At 66.9% G+C, this 18,801-nt stretch carries 21 protein-coding genes and 1 tRNA gene; 10 read left to right on the top strand and 12 right to left on the bottom strand.

From position 1 onward, the window contains the following. Positions 1-21: 21 nt before the first annotated feature. Positions 22-1,281 (bottom strand): XRE family transcriptional regulator, encoded by a 1,260-nt coding sequence (locus AB0F86_RS18175; RefSeq protein WP_181698786.1) that lies wholly within the window; start codon positions 1,279-1,281, stop codon positions 22-24. A gap of 204 nt (positions 1,282-1,485) precedes the next feature. Here AB0F86_RS18175 and AB0F86_RS18170 point away from each other — a divergent pair, with 204 nt between their 5' ends. Next, positions 1,486-1,992 (top strand): hypothetical protein, encoded by a 507-nt coding sequence (locus AB0F86_RS18170; protein ID WP_225281509.1) that lies wholly within the window; start codon positions 1,486-1,488, stop codon positions 1,990-1,992. On the opposite strand, the gene dcd is transcribed toward AB0F86_RS18170, so the two are convergent. Then, entirely contained in the window at positions 1,911-2,510 is a 600-nt protein-coding gene (dcd, locus tag AB0F86_RS18165; RefSeq protein ID WP_067497111.1) for a dCTP deaminase, read from the bottom strand. The two genes, AB0F86_RS18170 and dcd, sit on opposite strands and share 82 nt — an antisense overlap. Positions 2,511-2,609: 99 nt before the next feature. On the opposite strand from dcd, the gene AB0F86_RS18160 reads away from it, so the two are divergent. Then, positions 2,610-2,680: transfer RNA gene (locus AB0F86_RS18160), tRNA-Gly, on the top strand. Positions 2,681-2,699: 19 nt separating this feature from the next. Here the strand turns inward: AB0F86_RS18160 and AB0F86_RS18155 are convergent. The 4 genes from AB0F86_RS18155 to AB0F86_RS18140 form a co-directional block, all read right to left on the bottom strand. Then, positions 2,700-3,149 carry a hypothetical protein gene (locus AB0F86_RS18155; protein WP_225281510.1) on the bottom strand — a complete coding sequence of 150 codons (450 nt, stop codon included), beginning with the start codon at positions 3,147-3,149 and terminating at the stop codon, positions 2,700-2,702. 53 nt (positions 3,150-3,202) lie between these two features. Then, on the bottom strand, positions 3,203-4,666 hold the full coding sequence (locus tag AB0F86_RS18150) for a DHA2 family efflux MFS transporter permease subunit (protein ID WP_356985516.1): 1,464 nt from the start codon (positions 4,664-4,666) through the stop codon (positions 3,203-3,205). Between the two features lie 5 nt (positions 4,667-4,671). After that, positions 4,672-5,286, bottom strand: coding sequence for an NAD(P)H-dependent oxidoreductase (locus AB0F86_RS18145; protein ID WP_356985514.1), 615 nt, complete (start codon positions 5,284-5,286; stop codon positions 4,672-4,674). 123 nt (positions 5,287-5,409) lie between these two features. Further along, a complete protein-coding gene (locus AB0F86_RS18140; RefSeq protein ID WP_067497116.1) occupies positions 5,410-5,721 on the bottom strand; it encodes a hypothetical protein in 312 nt (103 codons plus the stop codon). Between the two features lie 114 nt (positions 5,722-5,835). Here AB0F86_RS18140 and AB0F86_RS18135 point away from each other — a divergent pair, with 114 nt between their 5' ends. The 3 genes from AB0F86_RS18135 (at position 5,836) to AB0F86_RS18125 (ending at position 8,612) form a co-directional block, all read left to right on the top strand. After that, complete coding sequence (locus tag AB0F86_RS18135) at positions 5,836-6,579, top strand: crotonase/enoyl-CoA hydratase family protein (RefSeq protein ID WP_356985513.1); 744 nt, start codon at positions 5,836-5,838, stop codon at positions 6,577-6,579. A 162-nt stretch (positions 6,580-6,741) separates the two neighbouring features. Further along, on the top strand, positions 6,742-7,821 hold the full coding sequence (locus AB0F86_RS18130; RefSeq protein ID WP_356985564.1) for a DUF4185 domain-containing protein: 1,080 nt from the start codon (positions 6,742-6,744) through the stop codon (positions 7,819-7,821). Between the two features lie 134 nt (positions 7,822-7,955). Beyond that, complete coding sequence (locus tag AB0F86_RS18125) at positions 7,956-8,612, top strand: class I SAM-dependent methyltransferase (protein WP_356985511.1); 657 nt, start codon at positions 7,956-7,958, stop codon at positions 8,610-8,612. Here AB0F86_RS18125 and AB0F86_RS18120 read toward each other — a convergent pair. Then, entirely contained in the window at positions 8,592-9,056 is a 465-nt protein-coding gene (locus AB0F86_RS18120; RefSeq protein WP_356985510.1) for a flavodoxin family protein, read from the bottom strand. The two genes, AB0F86_RS18125 and AB0F86_RS18120, sit on opposite strands and share 21 nt — an antisense overlap. A 33-nt stretch (positions 9,057-9,089) precedes the next feature. Next, the gene (locus AB0F86_RS18115) at positions 9,090-9,683 is read right to left on the bottom strand and encodes an alpha/beta family hydrolase (RefSeq protein WP_356985509.1); all 594 of its coding nucleotides are present in this window, start codon (positions 9,681-9,683) and stop codon (positions 9,090-9,092) included. A 233-nt stretch (positions 9,684-9,916) separates the two neighbouring features. Between AB0F86_RS18115 and AB0F86_RS18110 the strand changes: the two genes are divergently transcribed. Then, complete coding sequence (locus AB0F86_RS18110) at positions 9,917-11,752, top strand: acyl-CoA dehydrogenase (protein WP_356985562.1); 1,836 nt, start codon at positions 9,917-9,919, stop codon at positions 11,750-11,752. 162 nt (positions 11,753-11,914) lie between these two features. Here the strand turns inward: AB0F86_RS18110 and AB0F86_RS18105 are convergent, their stop codons facing one another. Then, the gene (locus AB0F86_RS18105) at positions 11,915-12,829 is read right to left on the bottom strand and encodes a LysR family transcriptional regulator (RefSeq protein WP_356985507.1); all 915 of its coding nucleotides are present in this window, start codon (positions 12,827-12,829) and stop codon (positions 11,915-11,917) included. A gap of 153 nt (positions 12,830-12,982) precedes the next feature. On the opposite strand from AB0F86_RS18105, the gene AB0F86_RS18100 reads away from it, so the two are divergent. The 3 genes from AB0F86_RS18100 to AB0F86_RS18090 all read left to right on the top strand — a co-directional run bounded on the left by AB0F86_RS18100 (position 12,983) and on the right by AB0F86_RS18090 (position 16,273). Continuing rightward, positions 12,983-14,173, top strand: a complete 1,191-nt coding sequence (locus AB0F86_RS18100; RefSeq protein WP_356985506.1) for an MFS transporter — start codon at positions 12,983-12,985, stop codon at positions 14,171-14,173. 26 nt (positions 14,174-14,199) lie between these two features. Beyond that, positions 14,200-15,441, top strand: coding sequence for an SGNH/GDSL hydrolase family protein (locus AB0F86_RS18095; RefSeq protein WP_356985505.1), 1,242 nt, complete (start codon positions 14,200-14,202; stop codon positions 15,439-15,441). Positions 15,442-15,559: 118 nt separating this feature from the next. Beyond that, the gene (locus AB0F86_RS18090) at positions 15,560-16,273 is read left to right on the top strand and encodes a helix-turn-helix domain-containing protein (protein ID WP_067643721.1); all 714 of its coding nucleotides are present in this window, start codon (positions 15,560-15,562) and stop codon (positions 16,271-16,273) included. A 258-nt stretch (positions 16,274-16,531) separates the two neighbouring features. On the opposite strand, the gene AB0F86_RS18085 is transcribed toward AB0F86_RS18090, so the two are convergent. The 3 genes from AB0F86_RS18085 to AB0F86_RS18075 all read right to left on the bottom strand — a co-directional run bounded on the left by AB0F86_RS18085 (position 16,532) and on the right by AB0F86_RS18075 (position 18,120). Continuing rightward, a complete protein-coding gene (locus AB0F86_RS18085) occupies positions 16,532-16,870 on the bottom strand; it encodes a hypothetical protein (protein WP_356985502.1) in 339 nt (112 codons plus the stop codon). Positions 16,871-16,989: 119 nt separating this feature from the next. Further along, positions 16,990-17,112 carry a hypothetical protein gene (locus tag AB0F86_RS18080; protein ID WP_255495422.1) on the bottom strand — a complete coding sequence of 41 codons (123 nt, stop codon included), beginning with the start codon at positions 17,110-17,112 and terminating at the stop codon, positions 16,990-16,992. 30 nt (positions 17,113-17,142) lie between these two features. Next, complete coding sequence (locus AB0F86_RS18075) at positions 17,143-18,120, bottom strand: helix-turn-helix domain-containing protein (protein WP_356985500.1); 978 nt, start codon at positions 18,118-18,120, stop codon at positions 17,143-17,145. A gap of 79 nt (positions 18,121-18,199) precedes the next feature. Here AB0F86_RS18075 and AB0F86_RS18070 point away from each other — a divergent pair, with 79 nt between their 5' ends. Further along, positions 18,200-18,784, top strand: a complete 585-nt coding sequence (locus tag AB0F86_RS18070) for a cysteine hydrolase family protein (RefSeq protein WP_356985499.1) — start codon at positions 18,200-18,202, stop codon at positions 18,782-18,784. Positions 18,785-18,801: the final 17 nt, after the last annotated feature.

Below are 18,801 nucleotides of genomic sequence, written 5' to 3'. Positions count from 1 at the left end.
AGGGATGGTTGCCGACAACATTCACAGCCGGGGTTTGCCCGCCTGAGCCGCCGTTTCCAGGCAGAACTCCTCGATGCGCTCGTCGAGCCCGCGCGCTTCGACCGCATTGCGGTAGTTCGGGGCGGCGATCCGGCGGCGCAGACCGACCAGCCGTTCGCCCAGCTGAGCGATGCGCCGGTCCTCCGGGAGGCCGAGCACCGGACGCAGGGCGTCGGCCGCGCCGTCGATACTCCCGTTGATGAGGTGCGCGGCTGCGTTGTCGACGCGCGCCAGCGACTCGGCACCGTAGGAGCGCTGCAGCGGCGGCCCGCTCGAGTACAGCGCGATCGCGCGTTCGGTGGCCGTGAGCGCCTGCTCGGCGCGACCGAGCTGGATGCAGGTGGCGCCCGCGTAATAGGCGGCCTTGGCCGTCGGGAAGCCGAACACCCCGCCGATCTCGTCGTGCAGCTCCTCGCGCCGGTCCGGATCGACCGACTCGGCCGCGCGCAGGCATCGGTCGGTCTCGGAGTCGTTGCCCAGCCTCGCCCACACCCGTGCCTCGATATTGAGCAACCGCACGCGCGCCAGCCCGCCGGGTGCGAATTCCTGTCCGCCACGGGCTAATTGGACAGCGTTGCGGGGACGATCCGACCAGTTCTCGATCAGCGCGTGCATGCCGCGCGTCCACGCGCGTAACCCGTTGTGCCCGCTGAGTTCGGCGTAAGCCCAAGCGGCCCTGATCTGTTCGCCCGCGGCATCGAGATAGCCGAGGTCGGTGCTCGCGTTGGCGAGCAAGCCGGACAGGGTGCCCGCCAGCAAATACAGGTGCGAGGTGTCCACCGGCTTCTGCTGTCCGTCGAGCAGTCGGTACACCCGCCGCCGCACCCGCAACATCTCCACCATCATGGGAGCCGGTGCGGCATAGACGTATTCGGTGGCGATCCTTCGCACGTCGGCATCGAGCTGGGCCAACGTGGTCGGTCCGACATTGGTGCTCTCCGCGGCGGCCGCGTGTTCGCTGGCCTCGTGCGCAGCCGCCATGATCAACTCCCTCTCCGACATCAACTCGGGCACAGCGCTTTTGCTTACCCCCGCGTCGACGAAGGCGAGCAGGTCGGTCTCGCCCGCCGGGGCGAGCAGCGCCGTGAATCTGGCGCGGACCACCTCGTCGGAGCGGGCCAGCGACGTATCGAGTGCCGCCTGGTTCACCGGCCGCGGCTTCACCCGCGCCCCACCGGCTTCCCATTTCGACACCAGCCGTTCGTGCACGCCCAGATGAGCCGCGAACTCCCGGATGCTCATTCGTTTGGCATCGCGAAGAGCTCTGGCCTCTCTACCCGTCCACTCCCCGACCACGACGTCACCTCATCCGATGGACAACACCTTCCAGAGTACGAGTCGCGACAGTGAGACACACCACATGTTCGCCGAATCGGTTGCCTGAGGCAGCGAAAGGGCGGTGCGGGGCAGTGGTCACCGACCGCCGTGAGGGGTGATCCTGAAGGGGTGGAAGCCAGGACTGTCGATGACTGGGTGCGTTGCTACCAGCGCGAATTCGGGCTGCCCGTGCGCGAGCGTGGTGGCTTCGTGATGTTGCCGATCACCGATCGGTTGTGTGTGGTCCATCTGCCGACCGCGCGTGCCGAGAAGGTGTTCGCGGTGCTACACGAGCAACGAACGGAAGGCCCGGTGCTCGCCCGTCAGATCCGCTGGAGCGTGCTCGCCACACCCGATGCCAGACCCACCGACGATCTCGCCGCCGAACTGTCGGGCCTCGATATCGACGTACCAGGCATCGGCAGCGCCGTGATGCTGCCGACCAGCCTCGGCCGCTGGAGCCGCGAGGGCTGCCACTGGGTGCGCCCGCCGTGCCCCGGCGACGTGTTCCCGCCGCTCACGAAGGTGCTGCGGATCGCTCTGGAAGTCGGTCCTCAGCGTGTCTCGACCGCGTTGAGCGAATCGGGCGACAGGGGAAAATTCAGGTACGACCGCGACGGCGTCGGCCCCCGCTGACCCTGATACTTCGACCCGGCCGCCGCACTCCCGTACGGATGCTCGGCCGGGCTCGTCAACCGGATCAGGCACAACTGCCCGATCTTCATCCCCGGCCACAGGGTGATCGGCAGATTCGCCACATTCGACAGCTCGAGCGTGATGTGCCCGCTGAACCCCGGGTCGATGAACCCCGCCGTCGAATGCGTGAGCAACCCGAGCCTGCCCAGACTCGACTTGCCCTCCAACCGCCCGGCCAGGTCGTCGGGCAAAGTGCACATCTCCAGTGTCGACCCGAGCACGAACTCTCCCGGATGCAGCACGAACGGCTCCCCCGGCTTCGGCTCGACCAGACTGGTCAGCTCGTCCTGCTGCTGGGCCGGATCGATATGGGTGTACCGGCTGTTGTCGAACACCCGGAACAGGCCGTCGAGCCGAACATCGATACTCGACGGCTGAACCATCGACTCGAGCATCGGCTCGACCCCGAGCCGCCCAGCGGCGATCTCGGCGCGAATGTCACGATCGGAGAGCAGCACCGGCCCAGTTTAAGCAGGTGACGCCCCCACCACCCGACCGAGCCCCCGAAGACTTGCATCCCCGCACGCCAGTTCTGATAGAGTCGCGATCGCACAACTGCCGATGTAGTTCAATGGTAGAACTCCTGCTTCCCAAGCAGGTAGCGCGGGTTCGATTCCCGTCATCGGCTCTCCCGCCTCCCCGCGAACTCAGGCCAGCCCTGGACGCGGGGAGGCTTTTTTGTGCCGCCCTCGCCACGCGAGCGCCGCGAGCAGACCAGGGAACACGCCCCAGACGGTGATCAGCACGAGCCAGAACACCGGCGGCTGCGCGACCGGGCCGGGCTCGGGGTGCTCGTAGCTCGGCAGCCTGAAAACCCCCGAGTACCAAACGAGCCAGAGTGCGAAATCGGCGGCGAACAACAAACAACCGCCGAAGATCGCCCACCTCCACCCACTCGCGGCACCGACGACCAACGCCACACCCGCGAAAACCGCGACGACCACCTTGGTGACGAGCAGGGCATGACTACCCGCCGAAACCTCCTCGTCGGGCATACCTTCGACCATCAGCAGGAACGAGTAGACCAACACCAGAACAGCAGCGACACAGGCCCCGAGCCCGGAGAAGACGCGCGCCCAGACGCTCGATGACGACATGGCGGCATGGTAGTCGTACGGATGTGCCTACTGCACACCCTGATCCAGCAAAATCAGCGACCCCTACCATCCGATCGGCGCGGTAGCAGCAAGGCCGGAATCAATGCGAGCGCGATCATGACCGGAGCGATCAGGTACGTGTGCTGGAACGCTTCGGCCAGGGCGGGAGCGAGCTCGGCGCACTGGGCCGGAGCCATGTCGTGCAGGGCTTGCAAGCCGCCGGTCACCGGGAGGAGTGCGCCGAGGGTCACCGAGGAGACCGCAGTGCCGACCGCAAGGGCGGTGGTGCTGATCATGTTCAGCACCGTCGATCCCGCGGGCTGGTCGGCGCGGCTCAGCGACCGGGTCGCGGTGGTCATGACCGGCATCATGGTGCCGCCGCCACCGGCGCCCATCAGCAGCATGCTCGCGCCGAGTGCCCAGTACGGCGCGTCCGCGTCCAGTTGGACGATGAACGACACGAAACCGATGAGCGCCACCGTGATCGACAGCGGTAGGTAGCGGCCGGGGGGAATCCGATCGATCAATCGGCCCGCCACCTGCATGGTGAGACCGGAGGCCAGCGCGAACGGGATACCCAGGGCGCCTGCCACCAGTGCCGATTCGCCACGGACCACTTGGAAATACAAGGGCAGCAACAGCATCGAACCGAAGTAGCCGGCTGCGAACAGGGCGAGCAGCAGCGCGGCGGGTCCGCTGATCCGGTTGCCGAGGACCCGCAGGTTCAGCAGCGGATCCTCGATGGTCAGGGACCGGCGCACGAAGGCGGCGATGAGCACGGCCCCGGCCAGCAGCGGGACAAGCACGGCGGGCGTGGCGAATCCGGCCTGCTCACCGGCCGCGGTCACCCCGTAGATCAGCAGGGCCAGGCCGGGCGACATCAACAGGAGTCCGGGTAGGTCGAGTGCGTGCCGTGGTTCCGGCACATCGTCGGGCACGATCCGGGCTGCCAGGACCAGCACCAACACACCCATCGGCAGGTTGATGAAGAACATCCACCGCCACGACACCTCATCGATCAGGTAGCCGCCGATCACGGGACCGAGCAGCGGACCGACCAGAATGGCCAGACCAAGGGTGCTCATCAACCGGCCGAGCCCATCCGGCCCGGCCGCGCGCAGCAGGATCGTCATCGCGACCGGCATGAGCAGCCCGCCACTGGCGCCCTGCACGACCCGGAAAGCGATGAGCGACTCCATGTTCCAGGCCAGCCCCGCCAGCACGGAACCGATCGCGAACGCGGCGACCGCGGTCAGGTACAGCCGTTTGGCGCCGAACCGGCCGACCAGCCACGCCGAGGCAGGCACCACGGCACCGAGCGCGAGCGAGTAACCGGTCGCCACCCACTGGATGGTGTTCAGGCCCGCGTCGAATTCCGCGGACAACGTGTTGATCGAGACATTGACGATGGTCTGGTCCAGCGTGGCCATGATGGTGCCGAGCACCAGCACCAGGGCGATCGTCATCGGGTTGCGAGCGACGACGGACGACGCGGCAGCCTTCGCGGTAGTGGTCACGGCCCTCACGCCCCGTACGGGTTGGCGGCACGGGCGGCACGCAACGCCTCACCCCACCAGGTCAATTGCTTCAACATCGCCTTGGTGGCGGTAACCGCGTCGGACGAATCGGCCAGCTCACCCGCGTCATCAAATCGACGCCACGGATTCGCGAAGCTGACAGTGTCGCGAATGGTGACCGCGTGCAGTTCGACGAAGACCGGCCGCAGATGTTCCACCGCCCGCAACCCACCGGAGATCCCACCGTAGGAAACGAATCCCACCGGCTTGGCCTGCCATTCGACATGATGTTCGTCGATCAGATTCTTCAGCGCACCCGGGTAGCTGTGGTTGTACTCCGGCGTCACCACCACGAAAGCGTCAGCACGGGTGAGCGTTTCAGTGGCCTCGGCCCGCGACGGGTGATCGGTGACCGCACCGAACGCGTGCGACAGTGCGACCTCCCGGGTATCGACGATCTCGACCTCGAGAGTGTCGTGGCGCCGCAGCCGACCGACAAACCAGTCCGCAATGGTCGTGCCGAACCGACCCTCCCGTGTACTGCCGATGACTACCGCAACCCGCAGCGGAGCCGGGACCGCCCCGCCCTGCGACCCTTCGATATCGACGTGGTTGCTCATGAGGCCCCTCCTCTGGACTATCGCACCAGCCTTGGCGCTGCCCACAGCCTCCAACCTCAACCAAAATTCAGGTCAACCCCGTGTGATCGGGGCCATACCAACCACCCCGCCTTGCTCGGGTTGTCAGCCGCCCAGCTTCACGCACTCGGCGGCGATCTTCGCTTGGGCCGCACCCACTTTGGCCGCGTCTTCCTCGTTGAGCTCCTTGGCCTGGTCGCCGGCCTGGCCGTTGGCGACCATCACGCGCAGGCCGTCTTGGGACATGCCCGAGTCGAGGAAGACCTGGGCGGCGCAGTCGGCGAGCGATACGTCCTTGAGGCCCTTGTCCTGCAGGGATTTCGACAGTTCCGCCTGGGTTACCGCAGGCTCTTCGCTGCCGCAGGCCGACAGTGCCGGCAGCGCGATGAGCGCTGCGGCGATCAGACAGATCCGCACTCTGTGTGTCCTCCCGGTCGACACGCATCGGCCGATGCGTGGCCGAGTTGGATCATGCCCGAACGGCGGCGGATGGGCCACACCCCCGAACTGACTCACGAGTAAGATCGGGTCATGGGAGAGCACATCGATCTGCGGTTCGAGAACGCACGCGCTTATGTCACGCTGAATCGTCCGGCGAAACACAATGGACTGACTCTGGAAATGTTGCGTGACCTAGTCGCTGCGGCAGATGCGGTGTCCGGGCACAAGGAAATTCGCGCGGTCATCGTGACAGGTAACGGCCCGAGTTTCAGTAGCGGACTCGATATAGCCGCTGCGACCCGCGACCCGATCGCCATTGTGCGGGAATTCCTGCCGCGACCGTGGCGGGGCACCAATACTTTCCAGGAAGCCTGCTGGGCATGGCGTCGCCTGGACGTCCCGGTGATCGCCGCGGTGCACGGCCGCTGCTTCGGCGGCGGGCTGCAACTCGCCCTCGCCGCCGACTTCCGCATCGCCGCCCCGGCTGCCGAGTTCTCGGTGATGGAAGCCGCGCACGGCCTCGTTCCCGACATGTCGGGCACCGCGTCGTTGTCGCAGCTCATCGGCATCGATCAGGCTCTGCTGCTCACCATGACCGCGGAGCGCGTCGACGCCGATCACGCCAGAAGGATCGGTCTGGTCACCGATATCGCCGACGATCCGGTGGCTGCGGCGGAGTCTCTCGCCGACCGGATCGCGGCCCGCGATCCACGCGCTGTCGCCGCCGCCAAGCACCTGTTCGACCGCTCCTGGCACCGGCCCGCACGCGGCAGTTTCGCCGCGGAACGGGCTGCACAAATCCCTCTGTTGCTGCGTAAGGCGATTTTTCGCTGACGCGGACAAATAAACGCAACCCCAACTCTAGGCCGCGTCACAGTACTTTCTCCCGCTTCCGGCTGTTAGTTTCAGTTCACTAATCCGACGGAAAAAGTACACCCGATTCAACTGGGTGTGCTTATTCCCGTGTGCCCGGAGGCTGACGTGAACTCGCTCGCGATGACCGTATTGGCGGGGGCCACCGCATTGCTGCTCGTCGGGACGGCGCCCGCCGCGGCCGACCCGAACGCGATCAACCCGATCCCGGTCCTCAACGGCACCTACGGCCTGCCGGTCCTGCACGGCCGGGCACAGGCCGTGTTCCAGGTGACCGGCATGGCGAGCCCGAACGCCACCCACACCTACAACGTCCTCGGCACCGACCTGGGCATCATGTGGGACAACGGGCACGGCGAGATGCTCACCGCGTTCGGCGACACCGCGGGCGTGGGCCTGCCGAACCTGCTGCGCGACAGCAAGTGGGCGTGGCGCTCGAACTTCCTGGCCCGCAGTTTCAGCCGCAACCCCGCCGAAGGCATCCATTTCCACAACGTGGTGCGCGACGGTATCGGCCAGGCCCGCGAACTCGTCTTCAGCCCGAAGGACGGCGAGGAGATCAGCCGGATCCCCACAGCGGGGGTGTCGGTCGGTGGCGTGCAGTACATGTCGTTGATGTCGGTGCGCAGCTGGGACGCGCCCGGTGAGTGGACCACGAACTATTCGGGGTTGGCCGTGTCGTCGGACAACGGCGAGACATGGGCGGACCTTGCCCATACCCGCAGGCCGAACGACCACGGCCACAACAAGTTCCAGATGAACGCCTTCCTGAAGGACGGCGGCTACGTCTACGAATTCGGCACCCCGGCGGGCCGCGACAACGAAGCCTTCCTCGCCCGCGTGCCCGAGGGCGAGATCGAGAATCTGGACGCCTACGAGTACTGGGACGGCGGCGGCTGGAAGCGCGGCGACGCGAACGCCGCGGCCCCCATCATGGCCGGGGCAGCCGAACTGTCGGTGATGTACAACGAGCACCTCGGCCAGTTCGTCTCCCTCACCACCGACCCCGCCAATTCGGTGGTGCTGCGCCGCGCACCGTCACCGGAAGGCCCGTGGAGCCCGCCCGAGATCCTCATCGATGCCCGCGAACTGCCCACCGCCTACGCCCCGCAGATCTTCCCGTACCAGACCGGCCGTGACCTCTATTTCCTCACAACCGTCCACACCCAGTACAACGTCATCCTGATGCGCACATCCCTCTGACAGTTCGACCACCGCAGGCAAGCACATGGGTAAGTCACCGGGCACGGGCTAACATGACAGCGACACACCGCCAGCCGCGTCGCAACCGAGAACGCACCTGAGCCTGGCCAGAATTCGCGGGGAGGCGGAACAGCATGGACGCGGCGGAGTGGGACGCACGCTATGCCCGCAGCGAATTGGTCTGGGGCGCACCACCCAACAGCACGGTCGTCGAATACGTCCACGGCCTCGACCGAAGGCTGCCGCTGCAAGCCGACGGCACCGCCGCCCCGATGCGCGCCCTCGACCTGGCCTGCGGTGAAGGCCGCCACGCGCTGTGGCTGGCCACTCACGGCTGGCAGGTGCAGGCCGTCGACTTCGCCCAGGTGGGTATCGACAAGGGGCGAACGGTCGCCGCGCGCCTGTCGCGTTCGGTTCGTTCGCGCGTCGAGTGGACCTGCGCCGACATCACCGACCTCGATGCGGCGGGTGTCAGCGGTCCGTTCGAACTGATCCTGGTGGTCTTCGTCCACCTGCCACCGCAGGAGCGCCGCCCGCTCCTCCACCGACTCGCGTCGATGCTCGCCCCCGGCGGCATGCTGCTGGTCCTGGGCCACGCCACCCGCAACATCACCGACGGTTACGGCGGCCCCCAGGATCCGACGATCCTGTTCGCTCCCGACGACATCCGCGCCGATCTCGACGGCACCGGCGTCACCGTCACCACCGCCCGCGAGGTGTTTCGCCCCACCGAGGGTGCCGACGCCATCGACGCCCTTGTCGTTGCCGAGTCAGTCGAACCGACCGCGTAGCTGCTCGGCGAAAGCCCTGGCCGAGGCCAGATCGTCCTCGCTCGGCCGCCCCTTGTTGAGCCCACCGATCAGCGCGAGCGGTCCCATCGTGTCGAGCCCACGGCAAGAGAACCCGCCCACCAGCTCGAAGCCTTTGTCTTCGAGCTGATCACCGAGATTGCGCAGGTAGGGACGTACACGCAGCTCGGGCAGACCGCTGGTGGCGAAGATGAACGCGTCGCGGTTCTGTCCGGCGGGCAGCGCGTCGACGAAGGCGCGCAGCCGGGCGTCGAGCGACATCCAATACACCCCCGAGCCGAACCCGATCAGGTCGTAATCACCCAGCTCGGCAGGGCTGATCTCGGCCGGATCCACCACCCGCGCCTCGAGCACCGAGCCGATGGCGTCGGCGACTTTCCTGGTATTGCCGAGCGCCTTGGACGTGCACACGATGAGCGCTTTCATTACTCCCCCTACCTGGTCCGATGTGCCGAAAGCCTAACTCCACCGGCCGAACCACGGTTGCACTGTCGCCGCGATCACGTCGAATCCGGTGCGGAACGAGTGAGGTTGCTTCGGAATGACGCGCACCTCGGCGGCGTCGGCGGGATCGGGGATCCCGAACGGGTCGCTGCCACCGTTGATGACGACCACCTGCGCGTCACCCACCGACACCAGCTCGTCGCGCCGGGACTTCTCGGGCTTTCCGGGCGGATGCAGCGGGAAAGACAGGGCGATCACCCCGCGCGCACCCAGTTCGACGGCGGTGCGGCACGCCACCCGCGCACCGTTGCTCCGGCCACCCTGCACGAGCGACACACCGGGGAATCGCTCGCGCAACGCCGTGACGATCTCGACCCATGCCTGGTCCTGGGTCACCGCATTGCCCGGCGCTCGCCGGCCGGCAACCCGGTACGGCTGCACCACACGGGCTACCGCGGCACCGGCGGCGAGGGCCGAATCGCGCACGGTGAGAATGTCTTTCGCATCGACGCCGCCGCCCGCCCCATGGGTAATCACCAGCAGGAATGCCGGGTCGGCCACCTCGTCGAGCTCGATCTCGGCCGGTCCGGCTGACGTCTCGATGCGCACACCTCACGGTAGCCCCGTGGTCGCCGCGAGCAACGTCTCGGCACGCGCGCATGTTTTTCACGTCACATTGCTGGCGAACCCCTTTGCCGAGAGCCTTACCCATCGGTAATATGGTCAATAAGTTACCCGCGAGTAGCATGCGGAAAACCGGACAGCTACCCGGTGGACGACCTGACGGGCGAGAACGGCACACAACCGACCGCACCAGAACTCAACGGAGAGTGAGTACTCACATGGGCCACTACAAGGCAAACGTTCGCGACCTCGAGTTCAACCTCTTCGAGGTTCTCGGCGTCGGCAAGGTGCTGGACGCGGGCGCCTTCGGCGACCTCGACACCGACACCGTCAAGGAAATGCTCTCCGAGGTCCGCCGCCTGGCCGAGGGCCCGCTGGCCGACTCGTTCGCCGACGCGGACCGCAACCCGCCGGTGTTCGACCCGAACACCCACACCGTCACCATCCCCGATTCCTTCAAGAAGTCCTACAAGGCGCTCGAGGACGGCGAATGGGTCAAGGTTCCGCTGCGCGAGGAGCTCGGTGGCCTCGGTGCCCCGTCCGTCATCGGCTGGGCCCTTGCCGAGATGGTGCTCGGCGCCAACCCGCCGATCCAGATGTACGCCGCAGGCGCGGGCTTCGCTCAGGTGTTCTACAACAACGGCACCGATGAGCAGAAGGAATGGGCGAAGAAGATCGCCGACCGCAACTGGGGCGCCACCATGGTGCTGACCGAGCCCGACGCGGGCTCCGACGTCGGCGCCGGCCGCACCAAGGCGATCAAGCAGGAGGACGGCTCCTGGCACATCGAGGGCGTGAAGCGCTTCATCACCTCGGCCGACTCCGACGACATGTTCGAGAACATCATGCACCTGGTGCTGGCCCGCCCCGAGGGCGCCGGTCCGGGCACCAAGGGCCTGTCGCTGTTCTACGTCCCGAAGACCCACTTCGACTTCGAGACCGAGACCTTCGGCGACCGCAACGGTGTGTTCGTCACCAACGTCGAGCACAAGATGGGCATCAAGGCCTCGGCCACCTGTGAGCTCACCTTCGGTGGCCACGGCGTCCCCGCCAAGGGCTGGCTGGTCGGCGAGGTGCACAACGGCATCGCCCAGATGTTCGACGTCATCGAGAACGCGCGAATGATGGTGGGCACCAAGGCCATCGCGACCCTGTCGACCGGTTACCTGAACGCGCTCGAGTACGCCAAGACCCGCGTGCAGGGTGCCGACCTCACCCAGATGACCGACAAGACCGCGCCGCGTGTGACCATCACCCACCACCCGGACGTGCGTCGCGCGCTGGCCATGCAGAAGGCCTACGCCGAGGGCCTGCGTGCCATCTACCTCTACACCGCCGCGCACCAGAACCCGGAGATCGCCGAGGCCGTCTCGGGTGCCGACAAGGACGTCGCGTTCCGCGTGAACGACCTGCTGCTCCCGATCGTCAAGGGTGTCGGTTCCGAGCGCGCCTACCAGTACCTGACCGATTCGCTGCAGACCTTCGGTGGCTCGGGCTTCCTGCAGGACTACCCGATCGAGCAGTACATCCGCGACGCGAAGATCGACTCGCTGTACGAGGGCACCACCGCCATCCAGGCGCAGGACTTCTTCTTCCGCAAGATCGCCCGCGACCGCGGCGTGGCCCTGGCCCACGTGGCCGGCCAGATCCAGAAGTTCCTGGACGCGGACAACGCCAACGAGCGTCTCAAGGGTGAGCGCAAGCTGCTCGCCACCGCGCTCGAGGACGTGCAGGCCATGGCCGCCACCCTGACCGGCCACCTGATGGGTGCTCAGGAGCAGCCGTCCGAGCTGTACAAGGTCGGCCTGGGTTCGGTCCGCTTCCTGATGGCCGTCGGCGACCTGTTCATCGGCTGGATGCTGCTGAACCAGGCCGAGATCGCCCTGGCCGCCCTGGACAACGGTGCCACCGGCTCCGACGTGCCGTTCTACACCGGCAAGGTTGCCTCGGCGCAATTCTTCGCCCGCAACGTCCTGCCGGAGCTGACCGCCACCCGCCAGATCCTCACCACGCTGGACAACGACATCATGGAGCTGGACGAAGCCGCCTTCTGAGCTGTTCCGCCTCTCCGCGTATTTCGGCCGGACTCAGGTGCTGGGCGAGATGCGTTGGCGGCCAGACGGAGGTCGTGGGTGAGTTAGCCGGTACCCGGTGAGTTACCCATGTGCTTGCGAGATCTGTTGAACGGCCCGGAGCTTTTGCTCCGGGCCGTTTTTCTATTCGGTGCGGTCCGGTGCGAAGTAGTGGTCCGCGCCGCGCTGCTCGACCGTCTCGAGGAGCATCTGCACGAAGGCTCGTAAGCGCGCCGTTTCCGCGCCGGGCATCCATACCGGGCGCCACACGTGGCCCTGTCCGTCGCTGAACGGGACGTATACCGTTCCGCGGCGGGGGTAGTGCCGCTCGGCGTGGGCGCCGGCCGGGTGGACCCCGGCTCCGAATGCGACGGCGGTCAGTACGTCTTCGAAGGTTTGGGCGCCGTTCGGGCCTGCCGGACTGATGTGCCAGGTTTCGTCGAGGTAGCGGTGCCAGTACGCGCCGGCGGGGCCGCCGATGGCGATCACCTCGGTGCCCGTGGTGGTGCTGTCGATCGAGCTGCTGCGGGCGAGGGCGTGATCGCGCGGAACAACCAGGCCGGTGGGTTCGGTGAGTAGCTCCGGTCCGGCGACCAGGTCGTGTTCGCCGACCGGGGAGTGGCTGATGACCAGGTCGAGTTCGTCGCGGCGCAGCGGGCCGAACACATCGCCGAGGTGGACCTCGCGGGCGTGTACCTCGCATTCGGGATGACGGTTCCGGAACTCCTGGACGGTGTCGACCAGCAGGCTCGCCGCCAACCCGCCCAGATAGCCCACGCGCAGTGTCCCTTCCACGCTGCGCGCCGCCGCTTGCGCGCGTTCGACGGCCCGGTTCAGTTGCGTCCGGATCGGGAGCAGGTCATCGCGCAGCATCCGACCGACCGGCGTGAGCCGCACCTGGCGGCTGGTGCGTTCGAAAAGCTGTGCGCCGAAACGTCGTTCGAGCTTTTTGATCGTCTGGCTGACCCGCGCCTGCGTCAGATACAGACGTTCGGCAGCCCGTCCGAAGTGCAGTTCCTCGCACAGGGCCAGGAAGATCTCGATCTCCTGCCGTTCCATAACTCCCGCTAATCGACCATGTCGGCGACGGCCGTTGATGCACGTGAACGCGACCGGCAGTCTGAAATCACTCCATTCGAGACCGTACGTCCGGGTACCGACACGAATGGTCTTAACGGAACAATTTTCCCACTAAGGGAGTTGCACACTCGCATGACCACCACACTGACCGCCCCGTCCCGAACGGGGACCGGCCGGCCGACCCTCGCCCTCGGTGCGCTTGCGCTGGGCGCCTTCGGAATCGGCCTCACCGAATTCGTCATCGTCGGACTGCTCGGCGTGATCGGCGACGACCTGTCCATCTCCGTCCCGACCGCGGGCCTGCTGGTGTCCGGCTATGCCGCGGGCGTCGCCGTCGGCGCGCCGCTGATGACCGCGCTGGGTTCGCGGGTCCCCCGCAAGACCATGCTCGCGACACTCATGGGCCTCTTCATCGCGGGCAATCTCCTCTCGGCCCTGGCACCCACCTATGAACTGCTGCTCACCGGCCGGATTGTCGCCGCGCTCACCCACGGCGCGTTCTTCGGCATCGGCTCCGTGGTGGCAGCAGGTCTGGTGGCACCCGACCGCCGGGCCGCGGCCATCGCCACCATGTTCACCGGGCTCACCCTCGCCAATGTCGCCGGCGTGCCGCTGGGGACGGCGCTCGGTCAGGCGTTCGGCTGGCGGTCGACCTTCTGGGCGGTGACCGCCGTCGGGGTGGCCGCGCTGCTCGCCGTCCTCATACTGGTCCCGCATCAGCCACGCGGCGAATCCATCTCTCTGACAGAGCAATTGGCTGTCTTTGCTCGCCCGCAGGTCTGGCTGGCGCTGTCGATCACCGCGCTCGGATTCGGTGCCGTCTTCGCGGCGTTCACCTTCTTCGAACCGATCTTGACCGAGGTGACCGGCCTGCCCGACGGTGCAGTCCCGTGGCTGCTCGTCGTTTTCGGCGTCGGCCTGTTCGCGGGCAATATCGTCGGCGGCAGGCTGGCCGATTGCGCGCTGCTGCCTACGCTGATCGGCGCGCTCGCCGCCCTGACCGTGGTGCTGATGATCTTCGCGGTCGTCGCCGGGCATCCGGTCGGCGCGGCCGTCAGCATCCTCGCGCTCGGCGCGACCGGTTTCGCCATCGTTCCCGCTGTGCAGATGCGCGTCCTCGACACCGCCGGCGGCGAATCGGCGCTCGGCTCGGCCGCCAATATCTCCGCCTTCAATATCGGCATCGCGGTGGCTTCCTGGCTCGGCGCCGCCGCCATCGACTCCGGGTTCGGCCTGACCGCGCCCGCCTGGATCGGTGCGGCTCTGGCCGCCGCCGCCCTGCTCACCACCCTGTTCGCCCGTGCGCTCGAGCGCCGCGGCTAGACCGACTACCGAGAATCGACGAACCCATGCACGTCTGGAAGAAGATGATGACCGCCGCCATCGCGATCACCGCCACCCTCACCGCGGCCTGCACCAGCACCGAGGCCGCTCCCGCCGACACCGCGAGCACCGCCTGGTCGGTGCCGATGCAGCAGCCGAGCACCGGTTTCGAGCCGAACTGGTCGCTCGACGGTTTCGCCCAGCACACACTCCGGCAGGTCGTCCGGGTCACCAGCGGCGGTGATTCCGCCCGGATCACCCTCTCCAACCGCTTCGGCCGCACCGATCTCCGCATCGCCTCGGCCACGATCGCCCGCACCGATTCCGGGGCCCGCGTACATCAGGACACACTGCGCCCCCTCCGCTTCCACGGCAGCGAAACCGCCACCATCGCTCCTGGCGCCGACCTGACCAGCGACCCCGCCGAGCTGCATCTGGCGCCCCTCGAATTCGCCACGGTCACTTTGTATCTGGACGAACCCACCGGGCCCGCAACCTTCCACGCCCAGGGCTATGCGACGTCCTACCGCGCGCCCGGCAACCATGCCGCCGACGCCGACGCCACCGCCTTCACCGAGACAACGCACTCCTGGTACTACCTGTCGAACGTGCAGACGAGCGGCGCCGCCTCCGCGGATGCGATCGTCGCGTTCGGTGACTCGATCACCGACGGTTTCGGCTCCGACAACGACGGCAACAACCGCTACCCTGATGCCCTGGCCGACCGCCTCGCCGCCGCCGGCACCCCCCGCCCCGTCCTCAACGCGGGCATCGGCGGCAACACCATCATCAGTGATTCCCCCTGGTACGGCGAGAGCGCATTGCGCCGCTTCGATCGTGACGTCCTCGCCCAGGACGGTGCCCGCACGGTCGTCATGCTCGGCGGACTGAACGATATCGGCTTCTCGGAGGTGGACCTGCCGACCTACAAGCCCAACCCGGTCGTCACCGTGGACCAGCTGATCGCGGGCTACCGCGACATGATCGCCCGCGCCCACCGAGCCGGACTGCGCGTCATCGGCGGAACCCTCCTGCCGATGAAGGGCGCCGAGTACTACACCCCCACCTCCGCCGCGAAGCTGCGCGCACTGAACGAATGGATCCGCACCAGCGGCGAATTCGACGCCGTCGCCGACTTCAACACCGCTGTCGCCGACCCGGCCGACCCGGAACGCCTCAACCCCGCCTTCGACTCCGGCGACCACAAGCACCCGAACGCGGCAGGCTACCGAGCAATGGCCGCCGCAATCGACCTGAACACCCTCTAGGTTCATCTCTCCCGCACGGCCCGGAGCTTTCGAGCTCCGGGCCGTTTCGTTGTTTCCGGGTGATCTTTGCGGCGTACTCTTGGTTTTACCGTCGTCGGGGTGAGGCTCGGGGGTTGGGATGGCTGAAAGTTCTGCGCTCAGTGTGTATTTGCGCGAGCGGCGGTTGGCGGCGGGGTTGGCGCGGGCGGAGCTCGCGGCTCGGGCGCAGATGGCGCCGCTGCTGGTCACACAGATCGAGACCGGGGCGTTGGTGCCCAATACCGCGATGCTGCAACGGCTTTTCGACAGTCTCGATGTGCCGCCGTGGTACCGAAAGCACATTCTCGTGCTCGGTCTGCCGTCGGTCGACACCGGCGCCGCGCCGACGGCACCCTCGACCGAGGACCTCGCCGACCTCGGCAGTCTCACCCATCCGGCTTGCTACCAGCGCTTCCCCACCATGGACCTGCTCGCCGCGAACGCCGAGTACCAGCGCATCTTCCCCGGCACCGGCGCCGGGGTGAACCTGCTCGAATGGATGTTCCTGAACCCGGCCGCCAAGAAGGCGCTGCTCGACTGGACCACCGAAGCCCAGGTGCTGGTGCATGCCTTCCGCATGCTGTCGCCGCTCGCTCCCACTCAGCGCGTCACCGCGATCACCACCGCCTGTGCGGTCTCACCCGATTGGGATGCGGTGTGGGCCAGCGAGATCCGGCCGCAGGACGTCGCCCGCCGACACGTCCGCGTACGCGACCGAACCACCGGCGTCGAACGGCGCTACCTGCTTCGCATCTACGACCCGGCCTTCCCCACCCGTCCGTGGTGGCTGTACCGGATGATCCCGTCGCGGTAAACACACAAAACGGCGCCCGTCGAAATCCGACGGGCGCCGCGTTGAACTACCTCGATGCTCAGCCGGCCGACCCGGAGGCGAAGGCGGCGAGCAGGGGCAGAATCTGGACCAGGGTGTCGAACATGCTTCTCCTTCTAGACGAATAGTCACTTCTTATCAGTGCCGAATTACGCAGCACATAATTCGGATGAACGTGAGAAGAACTCATCGTCACCGACGGCCGGTCCCGTCGGTGCGTTCGCACCCGGCCCGGGGTTGTTACTCGGCAGGCGTCTCGGCGGTGCCACTGCTCAGCAGCGCGAGCAGCGCGGCCAGATCCAGCCCTTCGGCAGAACCGGTGGCGGGCTCCTCCGCCACGGTCTCGGCCTCGCCCGAACCGCTGCTCAGCAGCGCGAGCAGGGCTGCCAGGTCAAGGCCCTCGAGCGAGCCCGTCGGCTCCTCCGCGACCGGCTCGGTCTCCGCGGTGCCCGAGGTGAGCCCGCTCAGCAGTTCCGACGACCCGGTGGCCGGTTCCTCGGCGGCCGCGACCCCCATGCCCATCATCGACATGCCAGCCGCCGCGACCATCGCCACACCGAATGCACGAATCTTTGCCATTGTGAACCCCTCATCTTTCAGATTTGCGGCGAATTTCCGCCGCACAAGATGTCTAACACCGCGTCAGGCTCGCGCGGCAGACGTCTGAAAGGGGGGCAAGACGGCTGCCGAGTGTTTGCTCAGGCGCCCGAACCGCTGGTCAGCAGGCGTATCAGACCCGTCATCGCCCACAGCATTGTCGTAACCGGCCACGTCGGCCATTCTTCCGCGATACCGAACACCCGAAACCCCTTGTTACTCATCAATTCACCGTAAAGTCGACAGCTTAGTGATCACCCGATGCGGAACCGATTCCGGTACTCCGCAGGGGTGGTGTCGAGCCTTCGACGGAAAGCGCGCGCCAACGTATCGACGGTATTGAATCCACAGGTGGCCGCGATGCGCTGCAGCGTTTCGTCGCTCGTCTCGAGCCGTTGCCGCGCGACCTCCACTCGCGCCGCCTCGATATAGGCGGCAGGCGTCATCCCGAGCTCGGTCCGGAAAATCCGCGTGAGCTGGCGTTCACTCACATGCGCTTGTTCGGCCAGGTCGGTCACCGTGAGTGGTCGCGCGATGTTGCCCGCGATGTAGTGCCGCAGCTCGTCGATGCGGCGGGTGGTGGAGACCGGCTCGAGCGAAACACTGAACTGACTCTGCCCGCTCGGCCGCTTCAGGAACATCACCAGCTGGCGGGCGACGCGCAGCGCGAGTTCCTCACCGAAATCGTCGGCGACCAGGGCCAGCGTGAGGTCGAGACAGGCGGTGAGCCCCGCACCGGTCCACACATTGTCGTCGCGGATATAGATCGGATCTGCGTCTACCCGCACCGCCGGATGCTCGGCGGCGAGTTGGTGCGCGGTCGACCAGTGCGTGGTGGCACGCTTACCGTCGAGCAACCCCGCCGCCGCGAGCACATGCGCCCCCACACACACCGAAGCCACCCGGCGGGCACCGGCTGCCATCATCGAAACCGCCTCGACCACGACAGGTTCCACCACTGCGCGGACTTGTCGCCGCTCATCGGTCTCGACCGCGCCCGGCACGACGATCGTGTCGATCCGCCGCCCGGTCAACCCGTCGAACGTCACGTCGGGCAGTACCCGGACACCCGCCGAGGTCGTGACGGGATCCAGCGTCTCGGCGGCCAGCACCACTTCGTAGCCGGTCGGCTCGTCCATCTCCCGCTGCAACAGCGAGAACACCTCGGGCGGCCCCGTCACGTCGAGCAGGTCGACCCCCTCGAACAGCACCACCACAATGAGCCGTCCCACCATCCACCTCCTGACGATGTCCGAATCTGCAGGTTACATGACATTGCAGACATCTCCGCGTGGCCATAGCGTGGAACCCATGACCTCCACAACCCTGCGCCAGCTCAGCGGCCTCGACGAAACCCCCGCCGCCCTCGCCACCTCGACCCTGATCCTGGTCGACTACCAGAACACCTACACCCGCGGTGTCATGGAACTGACCGGCTGGGAGCAGGCGATCGACGCCGCCGCCGACCTGCTCGAGCAGGCCCGGCAAGCAGGCGCCACCGTCATCCACGTGATGCACAACAGTGGCGAGGGCAGCCCCTACGACATCACCACCGATATCGGCCAGATCCACCCCAAGCTCACCCCCACCGCCGACGAAGCCGTCGTGGTGAAGTCCTTCCCCAACTCCTTCGTCGACACCGAACTCGGCGACCTGGTGGACGCCGCAGGCAACGAATCCGTCGTCATCGCCGGCTTCATGACCCACATGTGCGTCACCTTCACCGCCGAAGGCGCCTTCCTCCGCGGCAACAAACCCACCGTCGTAGCCAACGCCTGCGCCACCCGCCCCCTCGCCGAAGTCACCGCCCCCCAACTCCACGCCAGCGCTCTCGCCACCATTGGCGACATCTACGGAGTGGTAGTCCCGACGCCAGCCGACCTCACCGTCGGATAACCCGCCAGATCGCACGA

The organism is Nocardia sp. NPDC023733 (genome assembly GCF_040639775.1).
Classification (GTDB): Bacteria; Actinomycetota; Actinomycetes; order Mycobacteriales; family Mycobacteriaceae; genus Nocardia; species Nocardia rosealba.
Note: the sequence above shows the minus strand (reverse complement) of the source record. Positions and strands in the feature narration are given on the sequence as shown.